At 51.7% G+C, this 22,288-nt stretch carries 16 protein-coding genes and 1 pseudogene; 9 read left to right on the top strand and 8 right to left on the bottom strand.

Translation table 11 applies throughout. The features are described 5' to 3' along the window. Window positions 1-254: 254 nt before the first annotated feature. Both tamB and tamA read right to left on the bottom strand, forming a co-directional pair. Complete coding sequence (gene tamB / locus ACEN2G_RS03725; protein ID WP_442020122.1) at window positions 255-4,007, bottom strand: autotransporter assembly complex protein TamB; 3,753 nt, start codon at window positions 4,005-4,007, stop codon at window positions 255-257. Next, window positions 4,004-5,719: an autotransporter assembly complex protein TamA gene (gene tamA / locus ACEN2G_RS03730; protein WP_442020123.1), complete on the bottom strand. Its 1,716-nt coding sequence runs from the start codon at window positions 5,717-5,719 to the stop codon at window positions 4,004-4,006. The genes tamB and tamA overlap by 4 nt, the downstream gene beginning before the upstream one ends. 154 nt (window positions 5,720-5,873) lie before the next feature. On the opposite strand from tamA, the pseudogene mobB reads away from it, so the two are divergent. Then, window positions 5,874-6,308 (top strand): annotated as a pseudogene (mobB, locus tag ACEN2G_RS03735) (molybdopterin-guanine dinucleotide biosynthesis protein B); the annotation flags it as partial. 46 nt (window positions 6,309-6,354) lie between these two features. Here the strand turns inward: mobB and ACEN2G_RS03740 are convergent. Beyond that, the gene (locus ACEN2G_RS03740) at window positions 6,355-7,050 is read right to left on the bottom strand and encodes a peptide-methionine (S)-S-oxide reductase MsrA (protein ID WP_442020124.1); all 696 of its coding nucleotides are present in this window, start codon (window positions 7,048-7,050) and stop codon (window positions 6,355-6,357) included. Between the two features lie 563 nt (window positions 7,051-7,613). Between ACEN2G_RS03740 and ACEN2G_RS03745 the strand changes: the two genes are divergently transcribed. From ACEN2G_RS03745 to ACEN2G_RS03760, 4 genes are all read left to right on the top strand, one after another. Further along, on the top strand, window positions 7,614-10,781 hold the full coding sequence (locus tag ACEN2G_RS03745) for a transglycosylase domain-containing protein (protein WP_442020125.1): 3,168 nt from the start codon (window positions 7,614-7,616) through the stop codon (window positions 10,779-10,781). A 223-nt stretch (window positions 10,782-11,004) separates the two neighbouring features. After that, complete coding sequence (cobT, locus tag ACEN2G_RS03750) at window positions 11,005-12,060, top strand: nicotinate-nucleotide--dimethylbenzimidazole phosphoribosyltransferase (protein WP_442020126.1); 1,056 nt, start codon at window positions 11,005-11,007, stop codon at window positions 12,058-12,060. Next, window positions 12,057-12,881, top strand: a complete 825-nt coding sequence (gene cobS, locus ACEN2G_RS03755; RefSeq protein ID WP_442020127.1) for an adenosylcobinamide-GDP ribazoletransferase — start codon at window positions 12,057-12,059, stop codon at window positions 12,879-12,881. The genes cobT and cobS overlap by 4 nt, the downstream gene beginning before the upstream one ends. Before the next feature lie 191 nt (window positions 12,882-13,072). Further along, the gene (locus ACEN2G_RS03760; protein WP_442020128.1) at window positions 13,073-13,669 is read left to right on the top strand and encodes a histidine phosphatase family protein; all 597 of its coding nucleotides are present in this window, start codon (window positions 13,073-13,075) and stop codon (window positions 13,667-13,669) included. Here the strand turns inward: ACEN2G_RS03760 and ACEN2G_RS03765 are convergent. The 5 genes from ACEN2G_RS03765 to ACEN2G_RS03785 all read right to left on the bottom strand — a co-directional run bounded on the left by ACEN2G_RS03765 (window position 13,617) and on the right by ACEN2G_RS03785 (window position 18,144). Further along, a complete protein-coding gene (locus ACEN2G_RS03765; RefSeq protein ID WP_442020129.1) occupies window positions 13,617-14,015 on the bottom strand; it encodes a septal ring lytic transglycosylase RlpA family protein in 399 nt (132 codons plus the stop codon). The genes ACEN2G_RS03760 and ACEN2G_RS03765 overlap by 53 nt on opposite strands. 42 nt (window positions 14,016-14,057) lie before the next feature. Beyond that, complete coding sequence (locus ACEN2G_RS03770) at window positions 14,058-14,375, bottom strand: DUF4144 family protein (RefSeq protein WP_442020130.1); 318 nt, start codon at window positions 14,373-14,375, stop codon at window positions 14,058-14,060. 169 nt (window positions 14,376-14,544) lie between these two features. Next, window positions 14,545-15,933 carry a cytochrome c oxidase accessory protein CcoG gene (gene ccoG, locus ACEN2G_RS03775; protein ID WP_442020131.1) on the bottom strand — a complete coding sequence of 463 codons (1,389 nt, stop codon included), beginning with the start codon at window positions 15,931-15,933 and terminating at the stop codon, window positions 14,545-14,547. A 222-nt stretch (window positions 15,934-16,155) separates the two neighbouring features. After that, complete coding sequence (locus ACEN2G_RS03780) at window positions 16,156-17,571, bottom strand: aminotransferase-like domain-containing protein (protein WP_442020132.1); 1,416 nt, start codon at window positions 17,569-17,571, stop codon at window positions 16,156-16,158. A 6-nt stretch (window positions 17,572-17,577) separates the two neighbouring features. Next, the gene (locus ACEN2G_RS03785) at window positions 17,578-18,144 is read right to left on the bottom strand and encodes an acyl-CoA thioesterase (RefSeq protein ID WP_442020133.1); all 567 of its coding nucleotides are present in this window, start codon (window positions 18,142-18,144) and stop codon (window positions 17,578-17,580) included. A gap of 572 nt (window positions 18,145-18,716) precedes the next feature. On the opposite strand from ACEN2G_RS03785, the gene ACEN2G_RS03790 reads away from it, so the two are divergent. From ACEN2G_RS03790 to ACEN2G_RS03805, 4 genes are all read left to right on the top strand, one after another. Continuing rightward, window positions 18,717-18,998 carry a hypothetical protein gene (locus ACEN2G_RS03790; RefSeq protein ID WP_442020134.1) on the top strand — a complete coding sequence of 94 codons (282 nt, stop codon included), beginning with the start codon at window positions 18,717-18,719 and terminating at the stop codon, window positions 18,996-18,998. A gap of 136 nt (window positions 18,999-19,134) precedes the next feature. Continuing rightward, a complete protein-coding gene (locus ACEN2G_RS03795; protein ID WP_442020135.1) occupies window positions 19,135-20,271 on the top strand; it encodes an AI-2E family transporter in 1,137 nt (378 codons plus the stop codon). A gap of 82 nt (window positions 20,272-20,353) precedes the next feature. Further along, the gene (locus ACEN2G_RS03800; protein WP_442020136.1) at window positions 20,354-20,632 is read left to right on the top strand and encodes a DksA/TraR family C4-type zinc finger protein; all 279 of its coding nucleotides are present in this window, start codon (window positions 20,354-20,356) and stop codon (window positions 20,630-20,632) included. 261 nt (window positions 20,633-20,893) lie between these two features. Then, window positions 20,894-22,276 (top strand): DEAD/DEAH box helicase, encoded by a 1,383-nt coding sequence (locus ACEN2G_RS03805; protein ID WP_442020137.1) that lies wholly within the window; start codon window positions 20,894-20,896, stop codon window positions 22,274-22,276. Window positions 22,277-22,288: the final 12 nt, after the last annotated feature.

Consider the following 22,288-nt stretch of genomic DNA (forward strand, 5'->3'; position numbering starts at 1 on the left):
ATGGAGCTAATTAACAGTGCGTTACTTTACCCAAGCTGGCGGCAAAAAGCATGAGCCATGTGTGCCTCAAGAGCCAGAATCTGCCACAGCAAACTGGTTATGTGTAAATATGTGTAAAGAGTGAAGAGTGAAGGGGTAGGCAAACTCCATAGCGTGAACAGGCCTACACACCGGATCTCAGCACAGATTATTATGTTTAGTCTTTGCTCAGACCGTCCTCTTCACCCTTTCCTCTTCACACTGCACCCATTCAGTTAAAATTCAAAACGATAAAATAAGTCGATAGCTTGGTTTAAGCCGCTGGCCGCTTGCAAGTATAAACGTGGCAACAGCTCATAACGCAGTCTAACTTCACCTATCGAGGAGAACACCCCCACGCCATAGCCAATTTGCAAGCCGGGCAACAGATAGGCGCTGATGTTGACCTCGGTACTGTCGCCACTGCCGTCCGTATCTACGGTCACGTCTCTTAAACCTAATGATTCACCTATGTCGGTTACCACACCGCCCACTTTACCCACACCGGCGCCCAGCAGCATAGCTTGCACCAAGGCGTTGCCATCTGTGTCACCGCCGCCGTCTAAGCCGCGACCGCGTAGCAGATACGATAATTGCTCAGCTTGGGGCATGCTCGGCTCAGAGAACACCAATAACTCGGGCTGTTGTGCTGTGCCGGTAACGCGAACCCCCACGGTAATACTGCTGTCAGACATGGTTGAGGGGTTACGAATAGCCACCACTTTTAGGTTGGGCGCATCGAGCGGACCGCTGAATAAGATGCTGCCTTCGCGGATTAATAGATTCTGACCGTAGGCTTTAAACTTACCGTCAACCAAGCGGATTTCACCGTTGGCGCGCATCGCTTTATTGGGTTTTTGTACTATGTTGAGCTGGCCCCCAAGTCGGGTTTTTAGACCAAAGGCGGCTAAGCGCACATCGTCCAACAACTCCACCTTAATACGAATATCAATCGGCAAGCTGGGTGCCGTCTCGGGGATGATACCAGAAGGCTTTACTACAACGACGTCTCGCGATAAAGACACCGCATTTTCAGGCAGCTCTTTTACTTCGATGCGCGCCCAAGGGATCTGTATGGTCCCGCGCACTTTAGCGGTTTCACCTAGGCTAATGGTCAAATCCGGATTCACCCGCAGTCGACCCATGCTCGGATAACCCGCCTCTAAGTTGCGCCCCGTGAGGCGAATTTCACCCGTCATCGGTAATTGGCGCCAATCGAGTTCACCCGTGATATATAAGGGCCCGCCACCCACCTTCATTTGGCCGTTAATGCTGGCCTCTGTGCCTCTAATATCGAGACGCGTGGTTAAGTCGCGCACCTGTACCATGTCGGAATAAGTGTCGACTTCGCCACCCGTTAAGCTGATGTTGCCAAACAACAAGGGTGCTGCCAGTGTGCCTTCAAAACGCCCTTGACCAGCCAATACACCTTGTAAGCGCGCCACTTCTGGTAATAAGGGCGCTAACCAATCCAACTTCAACTGTTCAATCTTTACGTTACCGCTTAAGGCGCGTTTGCCTTTTAAGTCGGCCACATTGGCCTGCAGACCCATCTTGCCCAGCTGTGTGGAGCGAAAGTCCAAACTGGTGCGTAGGCGATTCTCCGCCATATCGCTCACCAGCGACAGTGTTTGATAATTAAGCCGGGTGCCATTGCTGACGAAGGTGCCGGGTGTGGTGCTGATATTGGCGTTCAACTTAGGCATACTGCCATTCCATTGCAGCGCGACTGTGCCACCCAGTACCGCCTCCCATGAAAAATCATTAGGGAAGAACGGCTTTAAACGGGCCAGATCTAAGTCGCGAATGCGTAAGCCCGCTTGGCCTTTTTTGGCACTGGCACTAATGGCATCAAAGCACACCGACGCCTTACCCGAACGCCAGCAATGGGGCTGTGCCTTAAAGGTGTCGCCTTGGTAAGCCAGTACCGCTTGTTGCTGCAGGCTCCACTTTTCCAGTGGCGTATCCAGCTCGCCTTTGGTTAAGCGCCCGTGCCAGCCGTCTTTGCCTAGGCTGCCGGTTAGCGCCAGTTCGGCCGCCAACGGCTTGCCATTGAAGTTAAGAGAAAGCCTGTGCGCCGCTTCGTTACCAGAGCCAAGCAACTGCAGTTGGTTAATCTGCATTTCGCCGGCGCGAATAGTGTCTATGGTAAGACGCAAATCGCCCTTCATGGGTTGGCCTTTGGCTTTATCACCTAGACTGGCATTGGCCTGCAATTGAATATTTTTGGCTTCATTGTCCTTAAAGCCTGCTTTCTTGCCGAAGAGCTTGGCCTGCAGATCTGGGGATTTGAGCGCGCCGCGCACCTTAATGTCACCGGCGAGATCACCAAATAAACCCGGCGCGTACACGGCCAAATTGGGTGCCGATAACACGCCATCTAACTGCCACTCATCGGTTATTTTGCCGTTAACGGTGAGTTTGTTATCGGCATTGGTCAGTTGCAATTGCTTAATGGTGCCTTGCAGTGCTTGGTTGAGGCTAACTTGGCCTTTGAGCGACAGCGGATATTCACGTAAGAGGCCATGAATATCGGGTTCGGCATTCAGGGTCCACTTTTCCCCTTTTAATGCAAAGCGCGTGTCGAGCTGGCCATTAATTTTACCGTCCATGCCTTCTATAAAGACGCCAGGATCTATGTCTGTTAGGGCTAGGATGCCTTGCCAGTTAATGTCCTCGCTCCAGCTAAGCTTGCCGTTCACCTTGGCTTCGCCCTTAGGTAAGGTGAGCGTTAAGGGCTTAAGCTCGGCGCCCTTGAGGTTGCCTTTGGCGCTGAGCTTAATACCCACGGTCGGTAAATCTGGGCCCTGAGCCTCACTGCTGAGGGTTAATTTATAATCTTCTAGTCGCCCTTTTACACGCAGCTTGCCCTGCTCTAGCCGCCATTCGGGATCCTTAATGGGCCAGCCTAATTGCTGCCAGTTTAGGGCCAGATCGAAGGGTAATTGTGGATCCAGTGGCTCGACCGTTACATTAGCTTGTGCCTTGAGTACGCCGCCTAATACTAGCTTGCCAGTTAGCTTAGCTAGGCTGTTAGTTAAGTTAACGGCTATGGTTTGACCGGCTAGTTGCCCCTCTAGTAAAGGCTTTTTCAGGGTAGAGGTGAGCGCTAAATCCAGCGGATAATCACCGGTAAGCGTCATCTTGCCCTGCAATTCTAGACTCGCCAGCTCATGATCTAGGCTTGCGGTCACAATGTTAATGTCACTGCCTTGCCCTTCCAGCTCCAGCTGTAAGGCATGTAGGGCTTGAGCTTGTCCGTTTTGGATAACCTGACTGTTGGTTAAGCTAAACTCTTGTAATTTAATGGGAAACGGCAGCACAATTTCTGGTAACACCAACAAAGGATCGGCAGCCGGCGCCTTACCCGCCGCCTTGGCTTGCTTGTTAGCCTGTGCTTTCTTTGTCGCCTCAGGCTGCTCGTCCAAGCTGGTGCCGGCTTGCTTAGCCGTCTCGTCCAGCGTAATTATCAGCCCCTGCATATTGGGCCCCGTGACCACCATGCCTTGTTTGTCCCAGTGCACGGCCACTTCGAGACTTTGCCAAGCAATGGTTTGCCCTGACAGATTAATGGTTACGCGATCGGCGCGTACTTTGTCCAAGTCGATGCGCAGCGGGGGTGTAATTTCCGCCAAGGGTGCCTTGGGTTCATCAGGCTGTTCGGGGAAATATTTAATGGTGACTTCAATGTCTTCAACCGCTAATTCTTGTAACCACAAGCGGCGGTCGAGCAGTTTGCCCAGTTGCCAGCCAAAGCTCACATCCCGCGCCGTAAAGGCGAGCGAGTCTTGCTCGTAGCTCAACTCGGCAAAACGCCAGCCTTGGCCTAGCTGACCAGAAACCAAGGTGCCACTGAGACCCTCCACATTTTGTTTGGCCAAGCCCCACAGCCACTGATTACCTACCTGAGTAAAAAGTAAGCTAAACAGCACCATTAATAGCAAGCAAATACCGACCACTAAGCTGCTGAGCAGACGCGCAAAGATCATAAGTCAGGCCCTAAGGTAAAGTGGATTCGCATGGGCACTTCCTCTTCGGATACGCCAAACGCTAAATCAAGGCGCACCGGCCCCACTGGCGTTTGCCAACGCACACCAACGCCCGTGCCGACTTTCCAGTCTTCACTGTAATCATTGGTGGCGGTACCGGTATCGACAAAGGTGGCTAAGCGCCACTTTTCGGCCACTTTATAGTCATACTCCAAGCTCAAGGCAGTGGCGTATTTAGCGCCAAGGCTGTCGCCGTTTTCATCGACGGGGGTAATAGATTGGTAACTAAACCCTCGCACCGTCAAGTCACCACCGGTAAAAAAGCGCAGCGACGGCGGCAAGTCATACACTTCATCCACCCAAACCGCACCTTGCTCGGCTCTGGCTATCAGCCGTTGGTCTTCTGCCACTGTGCGTAACCACTTAGTACGCGCAAATAAACGCACAAAACGGGTATCTGAGCCCCACCAAGGCTCTGAGAATTCTAAGGTCGCCGTTTGCGCATCCCCCCACTCGGCATCTAGGCCACCCCGCACCCGGGTGCGGCTATAGGTAAAGCCGGGGATCAGCAGGAAGCTTTCGTCTTCTTGTTTACCTTGGGTATAGATCTCATATTCGGAGCGGAAAAAAACATCTCGCGTCCAGTCATCTGTATCTTTATCTAATCTGTGTATTGAGGCGACCAAACGCTCACTTTGGGTAACATCTTGATTGAGCAGCTGATAGCCGCCCTGCACTGTGTAGTAGTGATTGAGGGGGTTACCGCGCGGTATCTTATAAATCACGGTAATGTCTTGTTTCGGCTCTGAGACTTTTAAGTTGGTTTGCAAGCTGTGGCCTAGGCTGTTAATCCAAGGTTTATCCCAACTGGTGGAAAATCGCGGGCCTTCGTCGGTAGAAAAGCCCACCCCCACTTCCACTTCGTTATCGGATTTGGCACGCAAGGTCACATACAAAGGGATCTGCTGGGCTTCATCGGCCTCGCTCACTTTAGGCTGCACTTCAACGCGGCGAAAATAACCTGTGGTGGATAAAGAGCGGCTGAGACTGGAGATTTTGCTGGCTAAATACGGTTCACCGGGTTCAATCTCGACTAAGGGATCCAAAATACGATGCACGGGTCTATCTGAATCCAAAACCAGCTCGCCGAAACGATAGCGGGGGCCTGAGTCAAACAGTAAGTTAACGTCGGCGGCATTGTCTTCCGGATGAACCAGCACCTGATGCAGCTTATATTCCGCATCAAAATAGCCACGCGCTAACCCCAAGCTTAATAAGCTGGCCTTGGTTTTCTCATAAACGTCATGTTGAAATACTTGATTTTCTTGTAGCGCCAGCTGGCTAAGCAGCTGCGCATATTGCGGGTCTGTGGTGGCGTCACCATTGAGCACGATATTGAGCTGGCGAATACGCACCGGCTCACCAGGCTTAACGGTCACTGTGACACGGCTGGGCCTTTTCTCACTGGTGGTAATTTCAATATCGGGTTCGTAATAGCCCAGCGCTTGTAAGCTGGTGATAACGGCTTGCTGAATGTCTTTGCGAAAACGTGGCAGCTGCTCAGCTTCCATGGGGGGGAGCTGATCCAAATAAATGCGGGTGTTATCTTTTAGACCCTTTTTCAGACCTTTGAGGCGAAAGCTCACTTCCTCTGCGCTCACACTCAAGCTGACTAAAAGCACCGCCAACAGCACCCACACACTATTATTCATCCACGTCCCTGTTATTTTAGTTTAGGTACAGTCACCGCACTTAATGATGCCGATAATGGCGCTGGCAACCATGGATCATGACACTCGCCATTACGCTCTCTAACGTGTCACACTAATCAACAAATGCAACCGTCTCAGGCTATTTTTTGTGAATATGTCTCACTCTTCTTATGGATTGTTAGGTTTTGCAGGCTTTAGCGGCAGCGGCAAAACCACGCTACTCAAACAACTCGTGTCCTTGCTCAGCCAGCAAGGGCTAACTATTGGCCTAATCAAACACACCCATCACGATGTGGAGCAAGACACACCGGGCAAAGACAGCTTTGAATTACGTCATGCCGGCGCCGTGCAATCTGTGTTAGCCGGCCCTAAGCGCACTATTGTCACCTTTGAGCACCCTCAGTCACAAGAAGCTGATTTATATGAGTCTATTTCGCGACTCGACTTAGCCCAGCTCGATTTAGTCTTGGTTGAAGGCTTTCGCCATGCCGACATTAATAAACTAGAAGTACACAGGCCCATTTGCCAAAAACCGCTGCTCTGCCTGCACGATCACTCTATTTTAGCGGTCGCCACAGACGACTCTCGCCTTAGCGCTACCGTACCATTGCTCGACTTAAACGACGCCGCCGCTATTACCGCGCAAATAGTGCTGTGGTTACAAACGGGGCGCTTGCACGTTCCGGTACTGCCAGCTTCTCACCCGCCGGATACCCACATTGGCGCCGATAGTTGCCATATAACCAAGGATGCTGACGATAATAGTGTTGATGGTGGGCCTTTGCCCGCATAAAGTTACCCACGGGTAAAATTCGCACCGCCAGTTTACGCTCTAGCATCAAGGCTTGGGTGGCACGACTTTGCTGCGCCCAGCGCTGCTGCAATGGCGTTTGCACATAAAGTGCGGGACTAAACTCGTCACCTCGGTCGCAATATTGGCCCTCGTTATCTAGCGCATCGACAGCCGCCCAATAAAGAGTAAGTAAGTCACCATAACTAATCTGCTGGGTATTATATGTCACTCGCACCACTTGGCGTCGCCTGTGCTGGTGACTGGTTTGAGCCCAGCCCACCTCGACATGCGTAATACCGGGGCGCTCAGCAAACAAGGCTTCCATCACCCAAAAGCTACCACCGGCGAAAATCGCCTTGCCTGTGTCTTTAGCCAGAGTGTCTTTAACCAGAGTGGCTTTAACCAGAGTGTCGTCAAGCACAGCTTTTGCCCTAACGTCATCTTCATCTTTCGCCACTGGGGCAACCGCCACTTTATCTTGCGCCACCGCCACGCAGTTAATGAACAGCAGGCTCGCCAACAGTAAATCTTTTACCACTTGCGCTCCTTCTTTTGCCCGCATATTCAGGCGTGAATGGCTTTTGCTCGCTTATTTTTAGCGGCAAGCACAAAAGCGAGTGAAGCAACACGTGCAGCTTAGCTGGTCATTTTGCCAAAGAACTATACTTTTACGTTAGAAGCGCATTTTTACGTTAGAACCGCATTTTTACGAAAGCACTATGCTAACTGAATGAAATGAGATGAAAACTCTTTTTTAGTACATTAGCCGTGTTTTCGCACCCAGTCCTTAGCCTTGAGACTCTTGAGGTTGGGCGCATTAGCGCTTAGCGACAAGGCGTAACGCACTGAACATTTTGCTTTATTTTTGCATACTAAAATGCGCTAAATCCGGTTAAAAAAACGCTCTATCACGCTTTTATGACAGGGGCATGATAATGCCCACATTGTAATGCTTTATTCCCAACTCGGTAGTAAACTGCCCACGATCAAACTCAGGTCAAAAAAATACAATTAATTCTTCGTTATCAGTACTTAAGTCGAGCATCAAGCTAAGCTTTTACTATAAGAAGTCCTATATCTGATAGCGTTATGAGGTCGTTGATGGGAACTATACCCAGTGTGGAACAAAGCATACGGCCAAAAACCGACCCCGCACCTAAAATACGGCGGCGGTGGACTGTGTGGCGCATCTCTTTTTGGCTGTTAGTGCTGCTCTTACTCATTGCGGCAGCGGCACTCTTGGCCTATGAAATGCGCACCTCTTGGTTACAGTCTCGTGAAATCCCACGCTATGCGAATAGCTTAACTTATTCCTTGGAGCCAGGCCCCAGTGAAGCCATCCAGTTTCCCGTGCACGGGCCTTTCGATCAACGCTTAGGTTACGCTCGGCTAACTGATTTATTAACGCGCCTCAAAAAACAACAATTTATGGTCACTCAACAGGTGCAGTTTTCTCCGGCGCTGCAGCAATATACCGAGCATGGCCTGTATCCTCCGTATCTCGAAAAAACACAGGCCGGCCTGTTTATTGGCGATTGCCGCCGAGAGCCCATCTATGACTATGCTTACCCACAGCGTCATTACACAGACTTTGCCAGTATCGCGCCTTTAGTGGTGAATACATTGCTGTTTATTGAAAACCGCGACTTGTTAAGCTCTGATTTTCCTGCTATTAACCCCGCGGTAGACTGGCCTCGCTTTACCAAGGCGGCGTTGTCACAGCTAGGTCGTGCACTGGATTTGCAAGATGACTCCGCCGGCGGCAGTACCTTGGCCACGCAAATAGAAAAATTTCGCCACTCCCCCGGCGGGCGCACGCCTTCTGCCAGCGAAAAACTACGCCAAATGATTTCCGCCAGCGTGCGCGCCTATCAAAACGGCCCCGAAACCTTAGCCGCTCGCCAAAATATCGCACTCGCCTATTTAAATTCTGTGCCCTTGGCCGCGGCCCCCGGCCACGGTGAAATTAACGGCATAGGCGATGGTTTATGGTTGTGGTTTGGTGCCGAGCTTAATGAAGTTAACCGCCTTTTAGACCCAAGCGCGCGGCCTGAAGAAGAACTCGCCGCTCGCGGTCTTGCGCTACGCCAAGTGATCGCCTTAATGATCTCTCAACGTCGGCCCTCCTATTATTTGCATGCCGGGCGAGATGATCTGCATGAATTAACCGACAGCTATCTAAGGTTGCAAGCCCAAGCCGACATGATAAGCCCTGCCTTGCGCGACGCCGCCCTAGCTCAAACACTCACCTTTCGTAATTTTCGTGAGCAGCCGGTCACTCAATATGTGGAAAACAGTAAAACCTTATTGGTGACCCGCGGTCGCTTGGCCAATTTACTGGGCATGTCATTTTATGAATTAGACCGCTTAGACTTATCGGCCAACACCACGCTCAACGCCGATCTGCAACAACAAGTCACCACTTATTTGCAGCAATTAGCGGATCCTGAGGTAGCGCGCGCCATTGGCTTATACGGTGAGCGGTTGCTTTCACCTGAAAAAACCGCTGATGTGCGCTACAGCTTTACGCTATTTGAGCGTGGCGAGCAGGGATTTTACGTGCGGGTGCAAACCGACAACACCTTGCAACCTTTTGATATTAACGAGGGCAGTAAACTGGAGCTGGGCTCCACCGCCAAGCTCAGGGTGATGGCGACCTATCTGGAAATTATTGCGGAATTGCATCAGCGATATGCAGAGCTTCCTGCCCCAAAATTGCGGGAGTTGAAACCCGCGCCCCAAGATTACCTAAGCCAGTGGGCGATTCAGTATTTGCTGCGTACCCCAGACCATGCCTTACCGGCCATGTTGGACGCGGCACTGGCCCGACGTTATTCCGCCAGCACAGGTGAGCGGTTTTTTACAGGTGGTGGCATGCACACCTTTAATAACTTTCGTCGCCAAGACAATAGCCGCAACCCAACCCTCATTGAGTCATTGCGTGAGTCCATCAATCTGCCCTTTATTCGGGTGATGCGCGACATAGTGCGCTACAGCATCTACCAAAATGAAAATCGTGCTCAGCTGTTGAGTGATGATAAAGACCCTCGACGCCAAGAATATTTAAGCCGCTTTGCAGACCGAGAAGGCCGGGTGTTTTTACTGCGTTTTTGGCGTAAATACCAAGATAAAGCCACGGATGAGCGCTTAGACCACTTTTTTAATGGCCTGCGCCCTACCGCAACCCGCTTGGCGGCGGTACACAGATATTTATTGCCCAACGCCAGTCGACAAGAGTTTGAGGCCTTTATCAGTCAGCGTTTACCCACTACCAGACTCAATGAAAAACGGCTGCAACAGTTATATGACAACTATGGTCCAGGCGCCTATAACCTAGCGGATCAAGGCTACATAGCCCGAGTACACCCATTAGAGCTGTGGTTATTAAGCTACCTGCAACAGCACCCAGAGGCACGCTTTACTGACGCGGCGCACGCCAGTATTGAACAGCGCCAAGAAGTGTACGCTTGGCTGTTTAAGACTCGCCATCGCAGTGCCCGCGACTCACGGATTCGCACCATGCTGGAAATAGAAGCCTTTAGTGATATTCATCAACGCTGGGAACAAGTCGGCTTTCCGTTTGACAGCTTAGTGCCCTCCTTGGCGACGGCCATTGGTAGCTCAGGCGACAAACCGGTGGCGCTGGCCGAATTGGTGGGCATCATTTTAAACGGCGGTGTTCGCCTGCCTACTGTGCGTATGGATCAATTGCACTTTGCCGCCAACACGCCTTATGAAACCCAACTGGCCCCGCAATTACAACAAGCCAAGCGGGTGATGCATAAAGATGTGGCGGCGGTATTAAAAAATGCGCTGTCGCAAGTGGTGGAAGGCGGCACGGCGCGGCGCTTACAAGGCGGCTTTAGCGCCAGCGACGGCACAGTGCTAACCATGGGCGGTAAAACTGGCACCGGTGATAACCGCATTCAAACTGTGAGTCGCTATGGCCAAGTGCTGACCTCGCAAGCTCGCAACCGCACCGCCACTTTTGTATTTTATTTAGGCGAGCACCACTTTGGCACCTTAACCGCCTACGTGCCGGGCTCAGAATCCGATAAGTTTACCTTTACCTCGGCGCTACCGGTGCAGGTGTTAAAAGGCATGGAGCCCATTTTGCGCCCCTACCTCAATCCCGGTGGTCACAGCGGCTGCAGTGCGCCAGAAATTACCGGCTCGGGCGTGACCGACCATCAACAGCTGGAGTTAAAGGCGCTGGAGTTTAAAAGTGCAGCGCCCAATAACTTAGCCCAGAACGCCCTTAACCACTGAACCAACTGTCACACCTGTCATAATAGCGACCTGCACTGAGTCGGCGTTATCCATAACATCCAAGAGGCGCACAGCGCCTCTTTTTATTTCCGCCATTTTTTATTACCGAATAAGCGAGTTAGCTGCCGCCGTCGCTATTAACAAAAGCGAGGGGCCAGCCTGTTACTTGGCGCGCGCGCTTTTGTTAACATAAGCAACTTTTTGCCGTTAACGGAAACATGTTATGACTGTGCCCGGCCCTTTAACTTTGCCCAGCATTGCCTCGCTCAATAATGTCTCTCTGCAGGCTCAGCTCACCGCTCTCATCAACAATAAAACCAAACCGCTGGGCGCTTTGGGCCAATTAGAAAGCGTGGCGCTGCAATTAGGTATGATACAAAACAGCGTCCAACCTAGCTTAAGCGAGCCACAAATTTGCGTGTTTGCCGCCGATCATGGCCTAACGCGCCATGGCACTTCAGCCTATCCCAGCGCGGTCACGGCGCAAATGGTGCACAATATTTTAGCGGGCGGGGCGGCCATTAGCGTGTTTGCGCGCCAGCATCAGATAGCGTTGCAGGTAGTCGATGCGGGGGTAGCGACAAACTTACCCAAGCACCCGCAGTTACTGAACCATAAAATACGCCTCGGCAGCCGTGACGCGCTGAGCGAGCCGGCCATGAGTGATGACGAATGCAAGGCGGCGCTCACCACCGGCATGGCCATCGTCAGCCAGCTGCCCGGCAATGTATTAATGGTCGGGGAAATGGGCATAGGGAATACCTCAGCTGCCAGCCTTTTATTAGCTCGCTTAGGCAAGCTGCCCATTCAGGAATGTGTGGGTCGAGGCACAGGCCTCGACGATGCAGGCTTACGCCATAAAGAGCATATTCTCACTCAAGTCTTGGCACGTCACACTCAGGCCCAGTCGCCATTTTCAGCTTTAGCCGCCTTAGGTGGCTTAGAAATGGCCATGATGGTCGGCGCACTGATCCAAGCGGCCAGCCAAAGGCGCGTGCTATTAATGGATGGTTTTATTGCCGGCGTGGCTCTGTTGGTCGCCGAGCAATTAGCGCCCGGCGTGCGCCAGTATGCGGTGTTTGCTCATCAGTCCGCCGAGCCCGGCCATCAACACCTATTGCGCTTATTAGCCGCCGAGCCACTGCTGCAACTGCAACTGCGACTCGGAGAAGGCAGCGGTGCCGCCTTGGCCTACCCTTTGTTGCAATCCGCTTGTCTATTTTTAAGTGAAATGGCCAGCTTTGCGACCGCCGGCATCAGCGAGCAAGCAGCGCCATGATGCGCCCTACACGGGATCAACGGCTGACCAGTCAACTCATACACGAAGGCCGCTTATTATTGGTGGCCATACAGTTTTTAACCCGATTGCCGGTGCCGGCTTTCAAGGAATATCAGCCACACTGGCTGCACCAAAGCAGCCGGCATTTTCCTGCGGTTGGCTTATTAGTCGGGCTGATTTGCGCCAGTGCTTTTTGGTTTAGCTCACTGTTTTTTTCGCCGTTAGTGGCCGCCGTAATCAGCACCGCCTTGGGTATAAAAATCACAGGTGCTTTTCATGAAGACGGGCTCGCCGATACCTGTGATGGCTTAGGCGGTGGCCTTACCCGTGAGCGAGCGCTGACCATAATGAAAGACTCACGCCTAGGCACTTTTGGTACCTTAGGCTTAGTAATGGCGATGTTACTTAAAGTCAGCTTGCTGGCCAGCATGAGCCTGCCGGTGGCCTTAATCGCCTTAGTGATCGGCCACGGCGCGTCACGCTTATGCTGCATCAGCCTGATCGCCCTCTTGCCTTATGGTGGCGATGTAGAGCACGCTAAGGCTAAACCGATGGCGCAACAACTTAGCCTGCGGCAAGGGCTAATGAGTGCCGGTTGGCTAGTGTTAGCCTTGGTGTTGATGAGCGTGATTTGGCCTCAGGCCATGGCGCGCATCCAGCCCCACCAATGGCAATTGGCTGTGCTCTTAGCGTGTTTGGCCAGCGCTTATATGTATCGTTTATTAGCGCGACGTTTACAAGGCTATACGGGCGATGGCTTAGGTGCGACTCAGCAGCTCAGCGAGTTAGCTATTTATGCGGGTTTGGCTGTAGGCCTATGAGTAGTGCAGGCCGCGACATAACACCCAACCCCAAGCTATTTTTGCCACGGAATACACGGGAAAATAGAGATCCAATCGCAAAAATTATTAGTAAGCGCTAACACAGCGCTGCGCCCAGCGTACCGAGCTCTCGTAGCAAAAAGCCGTGACCGAGCAGCCTTAAACCTTAAAAGCCGAAAGCTGGAGTAGTCATGGAGTTGTATATTTGGCGGCACCCTAAGCCGCTGCATGCGGTGGGAGTATGTCTGGGGCAAACCGATATGAGAGTGGATAAACGTAAATTGCGCCGCTTGGCCAATCAGATCCAGCGCTTTGCCCGCCGTTATCATCTGCCCAGAGTGATCTGGGTTAGCCCCTTGCAGCGATCCCTTGACGTAGGGCGCATGTTAGCAAAGCGCGGTTTTCGGTGTGAGGTAACGCCCGCACTGGCCGAGCTTAATTTTGGTGACTGGGACGGCAAACCTTGGCAGCACATTGCCAAACAAGACATAGACACTTGGTGTAACGACTTTAGTTTTTATGCACCGGGCGGCGGAGAAAATCTACAGCAGTTGTTTGCCAGAGTCACATTATGGCTAACGCAGCAATATAGCGTATCACCCAACACGCCGCGGTTGGCGGTGGGTCATGCGGGATGGATTAATGCCGCCACTCTGCTGGCCAATAAACGGGGACTACCCAAAAGTGCCGCAGACTGGCCGCGCCCCGTGGCTTATCGCCAGCTCAGTCGGCTGACTATTTCAACTGCTCTATTCGAACCTGTGCCACTCCCGCACGGACCATATTAAGCTCGCGCGCCGCCTGCTCAGACAAATCAATCACCCGCCCCTTTGCATAAGGGCCACGGTCGTTGATGCGCACCACTATGGATTTTTGATTGTGCAGATTGGTCACTCTAACTTGAGTACCAAAGGGCAAGGTTTTGTGTGCCGCCGTTAAGGCATGCTTGTTAAACGACTCGCCGCTGGCGGTTTTACGACCATGATGGCGGCTGCCGTAGTAGGAAGCCTTGCCCTGCTCCACACTCACCACGGCAGGGCCGCTAACCGGCGGCGGTGCAGAAGGCGCACTGCCACAAGATTGCAACACCAATGGCAACAGCAGCCAGAATATCCAACGTAGATTAAACGTCATATCTTTGCCTCTAATCGGCCAGAACCTCGACCTATAGTTTGACTATTGCAGCTCCAGCCAGGCAACCAGTGCCATGGCATCGGCTAAGGTGCGTGTGACCAGCTTGGCTGTACAACACACACCTAGGCTAGCAGCATAGAGTTTTAGCTCAATATTAAGCTCAGCCAGCGATACTAACTCGAGTTGGCGTTGCCAGTATAGGGTGTCATCGTTTTGCTGCGACAAAATATGAGTCCCACCTTGGCTATCTATTAATCGATCACCCACCCATAAGCCTTGCTCGGCCAGCAGTTCTGGACCGTCTGCCCACGCGTAATACCCACCCTGCTCACACATAATAATCACCGGCCAGTGGATCATATTGGCACGCTCCGTTTAGAAAAATGGCCGTTCAGAAAAGTGGCTGATAAGCAAAATGGGGCCTAACTCTCGATATTCGAGCGTCAGGCCCCGCTTATTTTTAATACTCAGATAATTTTAATACTGAGATTTAATACTCAATGCCAGCCCCCATATTAGGTCAATTCCGCTAGCGGCTTGGGCTGAAAAATTGGCTATTAGTCTGTACTTGCAGCTGGTCATTACCGGCCACAAACGTAATCGCCTGTATGCTGTTCTGCAACTGATAAGGATCCGCCGCCAGACTAATAGACAGATTAACGATTTCACCGGCCGGCACCGTCACCGACTCTGGTCCCGTCCAGCGTAAGGCATCCATTCCGGTTACGCGTACCCGATAATCTTGTGGCTGCTGACTGCGATTCGACAACTTCAACAAATAGGTGTTTTCCACCCAACCTGCAGTGGTTTCTCGGAACAGCTGATTACGATCCCGTTGCACGTCGAGCCCCATCGGCACTCGGCTGGCGGCGGCATACACCAGTACCACCAACATCAGCAGCAACATAATGCCATAGCCGACCAACTTGGGCCGCAACAACCGAGTCTTGCCGCCCTCTAGCTGGCGCTCGCTGGCATAACGGATCAGCCCAGTGGCGCTGCCCATCTGAGTCATGGTCTGATCACAGGCGTCAGCGCAAGCTCCGCAGTTGATACATTCATACTGCAGGCCGTCTCGAATATCGATACCGGTGGGGCACACTTGTACACACAAATTGCAGTCTATACAGTCGCCGAGTCCCAGTGCTGCGGCATCTGTGTTACGCGCACGGGGACCACGACGCTCTCCGCGCTTGGCATCATAACTCACGCTATAAGTGTCTTTATCGAACATTGCCGACTGAAAGCGAGAATAAGGGCACATATGAGTACACATTATGGCCCGCATCCAACCCGCATTGAGATAGGTACAAAGCGCAAAAAACAGCACCCCAAAGCTCGACAGCAAGCCGGCAGAAAGCTGTACTAAATCGGTGGCCAACGCGGCGGCCGGTACAAAATAGGCGACGAAAGTAAAACCACTCAACAAGGAGATCAGTAGCCAGATCAGGTGTTTGCCGCCAGTACGCCACAGCTTATTCAAGCTCCAAGGCGCCTTGTGCAACTGACGGCGCTTATTAGCACTGCCCTCTAATTTCTCTTCTACCCAGATGAACCAGAACGTCCACACCGTCTGCGGGCAGAGATAACCGCACCACACCCGTCCCAGAAAGACGGTAATAAAAAATAGGCCGCAAGCCGCCACCATCAATACCAAGGCCAGCAAAGTCAGATCCTGAGGCCAGATGGTGATACCGAACAGGTGAAAGCGCTGCAGCTCTACATCCAACAACACTGCCTGCTGGCCGTTCCAGCGCAGCCAAGGTCCCAGCAGAAAACACAGCATCAGCATCCAACCGGCGAGTTTGCGCACCCGCTGCCAGCGACCGCGCTGTGCACGCACATAAACATGGCCCTGATCTATGGGTCTGGGCTCGGTACTGACGCTCACGTCAATGAGGGAAGAATATTTTTCCATAGGACTCACACTGTTTGTTATGGGAAAGGCAGGCAAGAACCAGCAGGAATAAGGCCTGGAGGGAAAAAGCTGCCACAACCCGCGCAGTAGAACATGCTCGGCCTAAACGCAACATAAACAGATGTAAGCAAACAGACTATAACAGTGTGATTAAGCGAAACAGCGCCTATAACAGCATGGCTCTCTGAGGGTTGAATCTAGCGTGCCAAAGCTTGCTCAGCGCTAATTAAGCTGTTCGTCAATCAGCACTGCCAGCTGCTTGATGGCGGTTTCACTACGGGTATTCCACGGTAATGAGGTATTGAGTCGAAAACAGTGCCGATATTGTTCACCGGCGGCAAACATGCGTCCAGGAGCGATAGTAATCCCCGTTTGCAGCGCTCGCCAATACAGCTGAGTCGCACAACAGTAGGCCGGCAGCTCCAACCACAGAAAATAGCTGCCTTCGGCATAATGCACCCGCACCTCAGCAGGAAATTCTCGTTTAATGGCCTGATAAAAAATATGTTTTCGCTGCTCTAAGGTGCGGCGCAGGGTATGCAAATGCTTGTCGTAACGATGCGAAGACAGATAATCAGCCAAGGCCAATTGCATGGGTGCGCTGGTAGATAAAGTACTCATTAATTGCAGACGTTGGATGGCCGGTGTTTGTTGCCCCGCCGCCACCCAACCGATACGAAAGCCGGTCGCCAGTGTTTTCGAGAACGAGCCACAGTGCAACACTTGACCTGCCCTATCCCAGGCTTTGATGGGCAACGGCGGCACTAAACCGGTATACAACTCACCATACACATCGTCTTCAATCAAGCTCACCTTATGTTCAGCCAGCAGCGCCAGCAAGCGCACTTTATGGTCCTGCGACATGCTGGCACCCAGCGGGTTCTGGCCATGACTCATCAGCCAACAGGCCTTGATGGGATATTGCTGTAATGCTTGAGCCAGCGCATCTAAGTCCATGCCATGCTGTGGATCCGTGGCCACCGCCACCGCTTTCAGATGATGACGCTCTATCGCCTGCAGCGCACCGTAAAAGGCCGGAGACTCTACCACCACCCAATCTCCAGGCTGGGTCAGCGCTTGCAGACTAAGATTGAGCGCCTCCAGTGCGCCCGAGGTAATCACTATTTCGTCGGGTGAAATATCCATGCCCTTAGCGGCATAACGCTGGGCAATACTGCGGCGCAAATCGGCACAGCCCGGCGGCAGACTGATGCCGGCATTTTCAGACGACAACTGGCGAGCCACTCGGATCAAGGAGCGAGCGAGCTGGTGTTGTGGAAACAACGACGAGTCAGGAAAAGCAGAACCTAAGGCCACACACTCTGGATTATTGCCAGCCTGCAGTACGTTGAAGATAAAAGCATTAATATCGACCGTTTCTGCCGGCTGTAACGGCTGTGGTGGTAATGAATACTCCGTCGCCGCCTCCCGATCGGGAACGACGAAGTAGCCTGACTGGGGGCGAGAGCGAATCCAGCCTTGACTTTCAAGCAATTGATAGGCGTTGAGCACCGTCATCAGACTCAGTCCAGAGCGGCGTACCGTTTCACGCAGCGAGGGTAACTTATCGCCCTCTTGCCAGACTCCGGTACGGATTTGTTCACCCAGCTGTTGTGCCAGCCGTTCATAACGGGTCATTAGGGCTTACGCCACATCTAGGGCTGGCAGACAGTTTTCACCTTGTAGCTCAATCATGGCTTGGGTAATATCGAGCGCTTCGCCGATATCGTCTATTTCTTGCTGATGCGCACGGCGCAGCTTTTTACGCAGCTTGCCCATCACAAAGCGGCGAATTTCTTCTTCGTCTTCTAATAGCAATCCCGCCACCTTAGTCGGCTTACGGGTTTCTTCGCTTAAGGCCACCATAGTGAAGTAAGAGGTATTGGTGTGCTTTACCGTTCCTTCACGGAAGTTCTCTGACTCCACCTTAATGCCTACTTCCATGGAGCTGGTGCCCACATAATTTACTGAGGCGTAAAGGGTCAATAAGTCGCCCACTTCTACCGGGTTCATAAAATCAACCGAGTCCACCGAGGCGGTCACGCAATAGCCTTTACAATGAGAAGCGGCACAGATATAGGCAATTTTATCCATCAGGCCTAAAATCACACCGCCGTGTACCTTGCCACCAAAGTTGGCATACGAGGGCACCATCAACTCTTTGAGGGTCACCTGTGACGATTTAACCGTTCTAAATCCCGTTTCGTTCATTACTTCACCTAATAATTAACATAAATTCAATAAGTTATGTTCACTAAAGCCCATGCGGCGCACACTAAAATACACAAATATGCCTGAGCATAAATGCGAGGCTCCTCTGCTTGCAACTGCGGCCATCCTAACCCAATTGACAGCAGAGAATACTGAATTTTTTGCAGTTTGCGGCACAGATCATTCGCTTTCGCGCAAGTGACGATGAGCCGTTAGCTGTGATTGATAGTGACACTCCAACGCTTAGTCTCAAGAAAAAAGATACTAGCAGCCGCTATGCCGATAGGTAAAAAATTAAAGAGTATAAGAAATCCTCAAAGACTGGGATTATAAAATGGCCTTTATCAAGGATGCAGACACCAAAGAAGTAGAGTGTGAAATAAGAGCTCGAAGTCAGCAATTACAGGCGCGAAAAACAAGATGACCAATGAGACTGCATAAAGCGCAGTATCTGTGATTGCCTTCAACTCGCCCTTAGCGTCCAATGGGCATAGTCACGGCTGATTAAGGCGTGAAAGTGGCGCAAGCATAATGACTTGTAAGCTGTCTTTATAAACAAACAAGGAGCTAATATGCATATCGACAAAGCTAAAAAACGCATCGCCAAACAGGTGAAGAAAGGCTTTAAGGGTTACCCGCAAATTACCTTGGAATATTTTGGCGCCAGCAAAGAGCTCGCCACCGAAGTGGCTATCCGCTTTACCACAGAACTCGGCGCCCCTGAGCAAGAACAACGCTTTACCAGCCAAGCTGATGTGCGTGAGGACGAAGTCATACAGTCCGCCTTAGTAAAAATTATCGAGCGCGCCGAGGCCAGTTCGGTATTAGAAATCGAAGGCGTCTCGACACTATAGTGCTGTTCTGTCTAACTGCGAGTGCGAATGCCCACTCACTCTCTGCGTCACAGAGGCTCGCCTAAGGGCTAAAAGATAGCGCACCAAGCGGTGTGCGGGAGTAAACTGATCTGCTGTTGTTACAGGAAGGATTCTAATGGCGAGCTCAAAAAACGCAGTGGCTAAACGTAAAAAAAACGCCACGCAGCTGCTTGATGCATTTAATGCGCACCATGCCTCACTCATTATCTTGGCGAGCTTGGCGGTCATCTTCTTTATTGACTGGGCACAAGCCGTGCTATTGCCCTTAATAGTGGCAGTGTTTATAAGCTATGCTCTGGATCCGCTGCTCTCTCCCTTTGATAAACTGAAGGTCCCGCGGCCTTTAAGCGCCGCCGTGATTGTCAGCCTGCTAGTGGCACTGGTCATAGGTGCTGGCATTCCACTGCAGCGTGAAGCCGTCGCTATGCTCGATAAAATTCCGGTGGCCATCAGCCAATTGCAACACAGCAAGGCTCGTGCACCGGCGAAAGAAGCGGGCATCATAGAAAAAGCGCAAAAAGCCGCTAAACAAATAGAAGACAGTACCAGTGATAAAAAAGTACGCACCCCAGGCGTAACCTCGGTACGCATCGTCGAACAACCCTTCAATGTGCAGTCTTTTATTATGGGGGGCGCCTCTACAGCTATGGTGATGGTTTCACAAGTGTTTTCCGCCCTGCTGCTGGTCTACTTTTTATTGGCAGTGGGCAAGTTATATAGGCGCAAGGTGATCCGCATCTCGGGCCCTTCGTTTGAACGCATGCGTAAAGCCGCCAACATCATGGCCGACTTCCATTATCAGGTGCGCCAGTTTTTATTTGTGATGCTATTAAGCTCGGTATTTGTCGGTGTCTTTACTTGGCTGACATTTTGGCTACTCGGCGTAGAGCAAGCAGGCCTCTGGGGCTTGATGGCTGGGCTGGCCAGCGGTATTCCGTATCTGGGTCCTTTACTCATTTTCATCGGCAGCGCCATGGCCGCCTTTTTGCAATTTGGTACCATAGACATGGCGCTCATTGTGGCCGGTACTTCGCTTGCGGTCACCAGCATCCAAGGCAATCTGCTGACGCCTTGGCTCACCAGCCGCATGTCGAGCTTAAATACGGTGGCCATCTTTGTCGGCTTATTATTTTGGGGCTGGATTTGGGGACCCGTCGGTTTGATTATTGCTACGCCCTTGCTAATGGTTATCAAATCTTTGTGTGACCATGTGGCTAACCTACGGGCATTTGGAGAATTACTGGGTAAGTAAGCCTGATGTTGCGCCCTCTAGGTGGCAGTGTGCTGATAGCAGAGCTTATAATAAAATTAGCTTCGCTATTAAGGAGCAGATCATGGCGGTCGGTTGGGCAAAAGATGGCGCCGTACAAGAACAAATTGATGCCAGCGTGGCAGACGCTGTGACTGAGGCGCGCAGCCAACTCAACTTATGTAAAAATATGGGCGACAGCTTAAGCCATTGCGAAGAATGTGAAGCTCTTATTCCAGAAGCACGCCGCTATGCCGTGCCCGGCGTTAGACTCTGCATTAACTGCCAAGCTGAGCAAGAGCGGTACGGCCAACGCGCTGGCATCATCAATCGCCGCGCCAGTAAAGATAGCCAATTGCGATAATTAGAAGTTGGAAGCCCGAAGCTAGAAGCTAGAAGCTAGAAGCTAGAAGCTAGAAGCTAGAAGTTAAAACCAAACCTATAAACAAGCCTACAAACCTAGTGTTTTTCTTCCAGCTCTCGGCTTCAAGCTTGCAGCTCGCTTACTCTTCCCACCCTCTTTTCAATACATATGGGTAAAACTCTTATACAATGGCGGCCGTTTTTGCGGCACTTTTTACCCCGCGCTTAAGCCGTACTTTTATCATCATTCAGGAGCAACACGTTGGCACAACAAACCGAACAGTTTAAAGATCTTGGCCTAGATTCTCGGCTGTTAACCGCATTGGCTCATCAAGGCTTAGACACGCCGACCGATATTCAAGACCAAGCCATTCCCGTTATCCTTAGCGGCCATGATCTGATCGCCTCTTCTAAAACTGGTTCTGGTAAAACACTGGCCTTCTTATTGCCTGTAATGCATCGATTAATGAAGAGCAAGGCGTTGAGCAAGCGTGATCCTCGAGCCTTAATTTTGGCGCCTACCCGTGAACTGGCCAAGCAAGTCTATGAGCAGCTGCGCTCACTGACCAGCGGCACTTCCTACAACATAGCCTTGCTATTGGGTGGTGAGAATTTCAACGATCAAATAAAGCTATTACGCAGGCAACCGCAATTGATCGTGGCCACGCCGGGTCGACTGGCCAACCATTTGAATGAGCGCTCCTTGATGCTCAATGGCCTTGAGCTGTTGGTTATGGATGAAGCGGATCGCATGTTGGACTTAGGTTTTGCCAAAGAGCTGAACCAAATCAATGACGCCGCCGATCATCGCCATCGTCAAACCTTAATGTTTTCAGCCACGCTCGATCACGCCGAAGTAAATGAAATGGCTGATAAGCTGCTCAAAGCACCCAAACGCATTGCCGTGGGCGCGGCCAACGCCGAGCATGCAGACATCGAAAAGCGCTTTTATCTGTGTGATCACCTGGATCACAAACAAGCGCTGTTAGAGCATATTTTAGCGACCCAGCCCTATCAGCAGGCCATTATTTTTACCGCCACCCGCCCCGATACCGAGCGTTTGGCCAGTTTATTTAAAGCCCAAGGCTTAAGCACGGCGGCCCTCAGCGGTGAGATGAGCCAAGCGGAGCGTAACCGCATCATGGACAGCTTTAGCCGTGGCCAATTTAAGGTGCTGATCACCACAGACGTCGCCTCACGCGGCTTAGACTTGTTGCAGGTGTCTTTGGTGGTGAATTTCGATATGCCAAAGCAAGCCGAAGAATACGTGCACCGCATTGGCCGCACCGGCCGAGCGGGCGCCAAAGGTGTCGCCATGTCGCTGGTGGGTCCTAATGACTGGGACGCGTTTAAGCGGGTCGAGCGCTTCTTACAGCAAGACATTAGCTTTATGAGCTTTGCCGGCTTAAAAGGAAAATTTAAAGGTGTGCGCCCCGTTGAGCCGCCTAAAGCCAAAGCCGCCGCTCGTGGCAATGGTTATCAAGGTAAAGGCGGCCCCAATGCTTATCAGCCACCGAAAAAGAAAAAACCTGAGAAAGCATTCAAAGATCGCAGCGATCGCCTAGAGCCCGGCACAGGTTTGGGCTCATTTGATGGCATGGCACCCTTGAAACGTAAGAAGCCTACCGATAGCACGCCTGAATAACAGGCACCACAT

It is taken from the genome of Oceanisphaera sp. W20_SRM_FM3 (genome assembly GCF_052119705.1).
GTDB lineage: Bacteria > Pseudomonadota > Gammaproteobacteria > Enterobacterales > Aeromonadaceae > Oceanimonas.

Coding starts and splice junctions, on each gene's coding strand:
- tamB (WP_442020122.1), bottom strand. CDS start 4,007: ATGATCTTTGCGCGTCTGCTCAGCAGCTTAGTGGTCGGTATTTGCTTG.
- tamA (WP_442020123.1), bottom strand. CDS start 5,719: ATGAATAATAGTGTGTGGGTGCTGTTGGCGGTGCTTTTAGTCAGCTTG.
- ACEN2G_RS03745 (WP_442020125.1), top strand. CDS start 7,614: ATGGGAACTATACCCAGTGTGGAACAAAGCATACGGCCAAAAACCGAC.
- cobT (WP_442020126.1), top strand. CDS start 11,005: ATGACTGTGCCCGGCCCTTTAACTTTGCCCAGCATTGCCTCGCTCAAT.
- cobS (WP_442020127.1), top strand. CDS start 12,057: ATGATGCGCCCTACACGGGATCAACGGCTGACCAGTCAACTCATACAC.
- ACEN2G_RS03760 (WP_442020128.1), top strand. CDS start 13,073: ATGGAGTTGTATATTTGGCGGCACCCTAAGCCGCTGCATGCGGTGGGA.
- ACEN2G_RS03765 (WP_442020129.1), bottom strand. CDS start 14,015: ATGACGTTTAATCTACGTTGGATATTCTGGCTGCTGTTGCCATTGGTG.
- ACEN2G_RS03770 (WP_442020130.1), bottom strand. CDS start 14,375: ATGATCCACTGGCCGGTGATTATTATGTGTGAGCAGGGTGGGTATTAC.
- ccoG (WP_442020131.1), bottom strand. CDS start 15,933: ATGGAAAAATATTCTTCCCTCATTGACGTGAGCGTCAGTACCGAGCCC.
- ACEN2G_RS03780 (WP_442020132.1), bottom strand. CDS start 17,571: ATGACCCGTTATGAACGGCTGGCACAACAGCTGGGTGAACAAATCCGT.
- ACEN2G_RS03785 (WP_442020133.1), bottom strand. CDS start 18,144: ATGAACGAAACGGGATTTAGAACGGTTAAATCGTCACAGGTGACCCTC.
- ACEN2G_RS03790 (WP_442020134.1), top strand. CDS start 18,717: ATGCATATCGACAAAGCTAAAAAACGCATCGCCAAACAGGTGAAGAAA.
- ACEN2G_RS03795 (WP_442020135.1), top strand. CDS start 19,135: ATGGCGAGCTCAAAAAACGCAGTGGCTAAACGTAAAAAAAACGCCACG.
- ACEN2G_RS03800 (WP_442020136.1), top strand. CDS start 20,354: ATGGCGGTCGGTTGGGCAAAAGATGGCGCCGTACAAGAACAAATTGAT.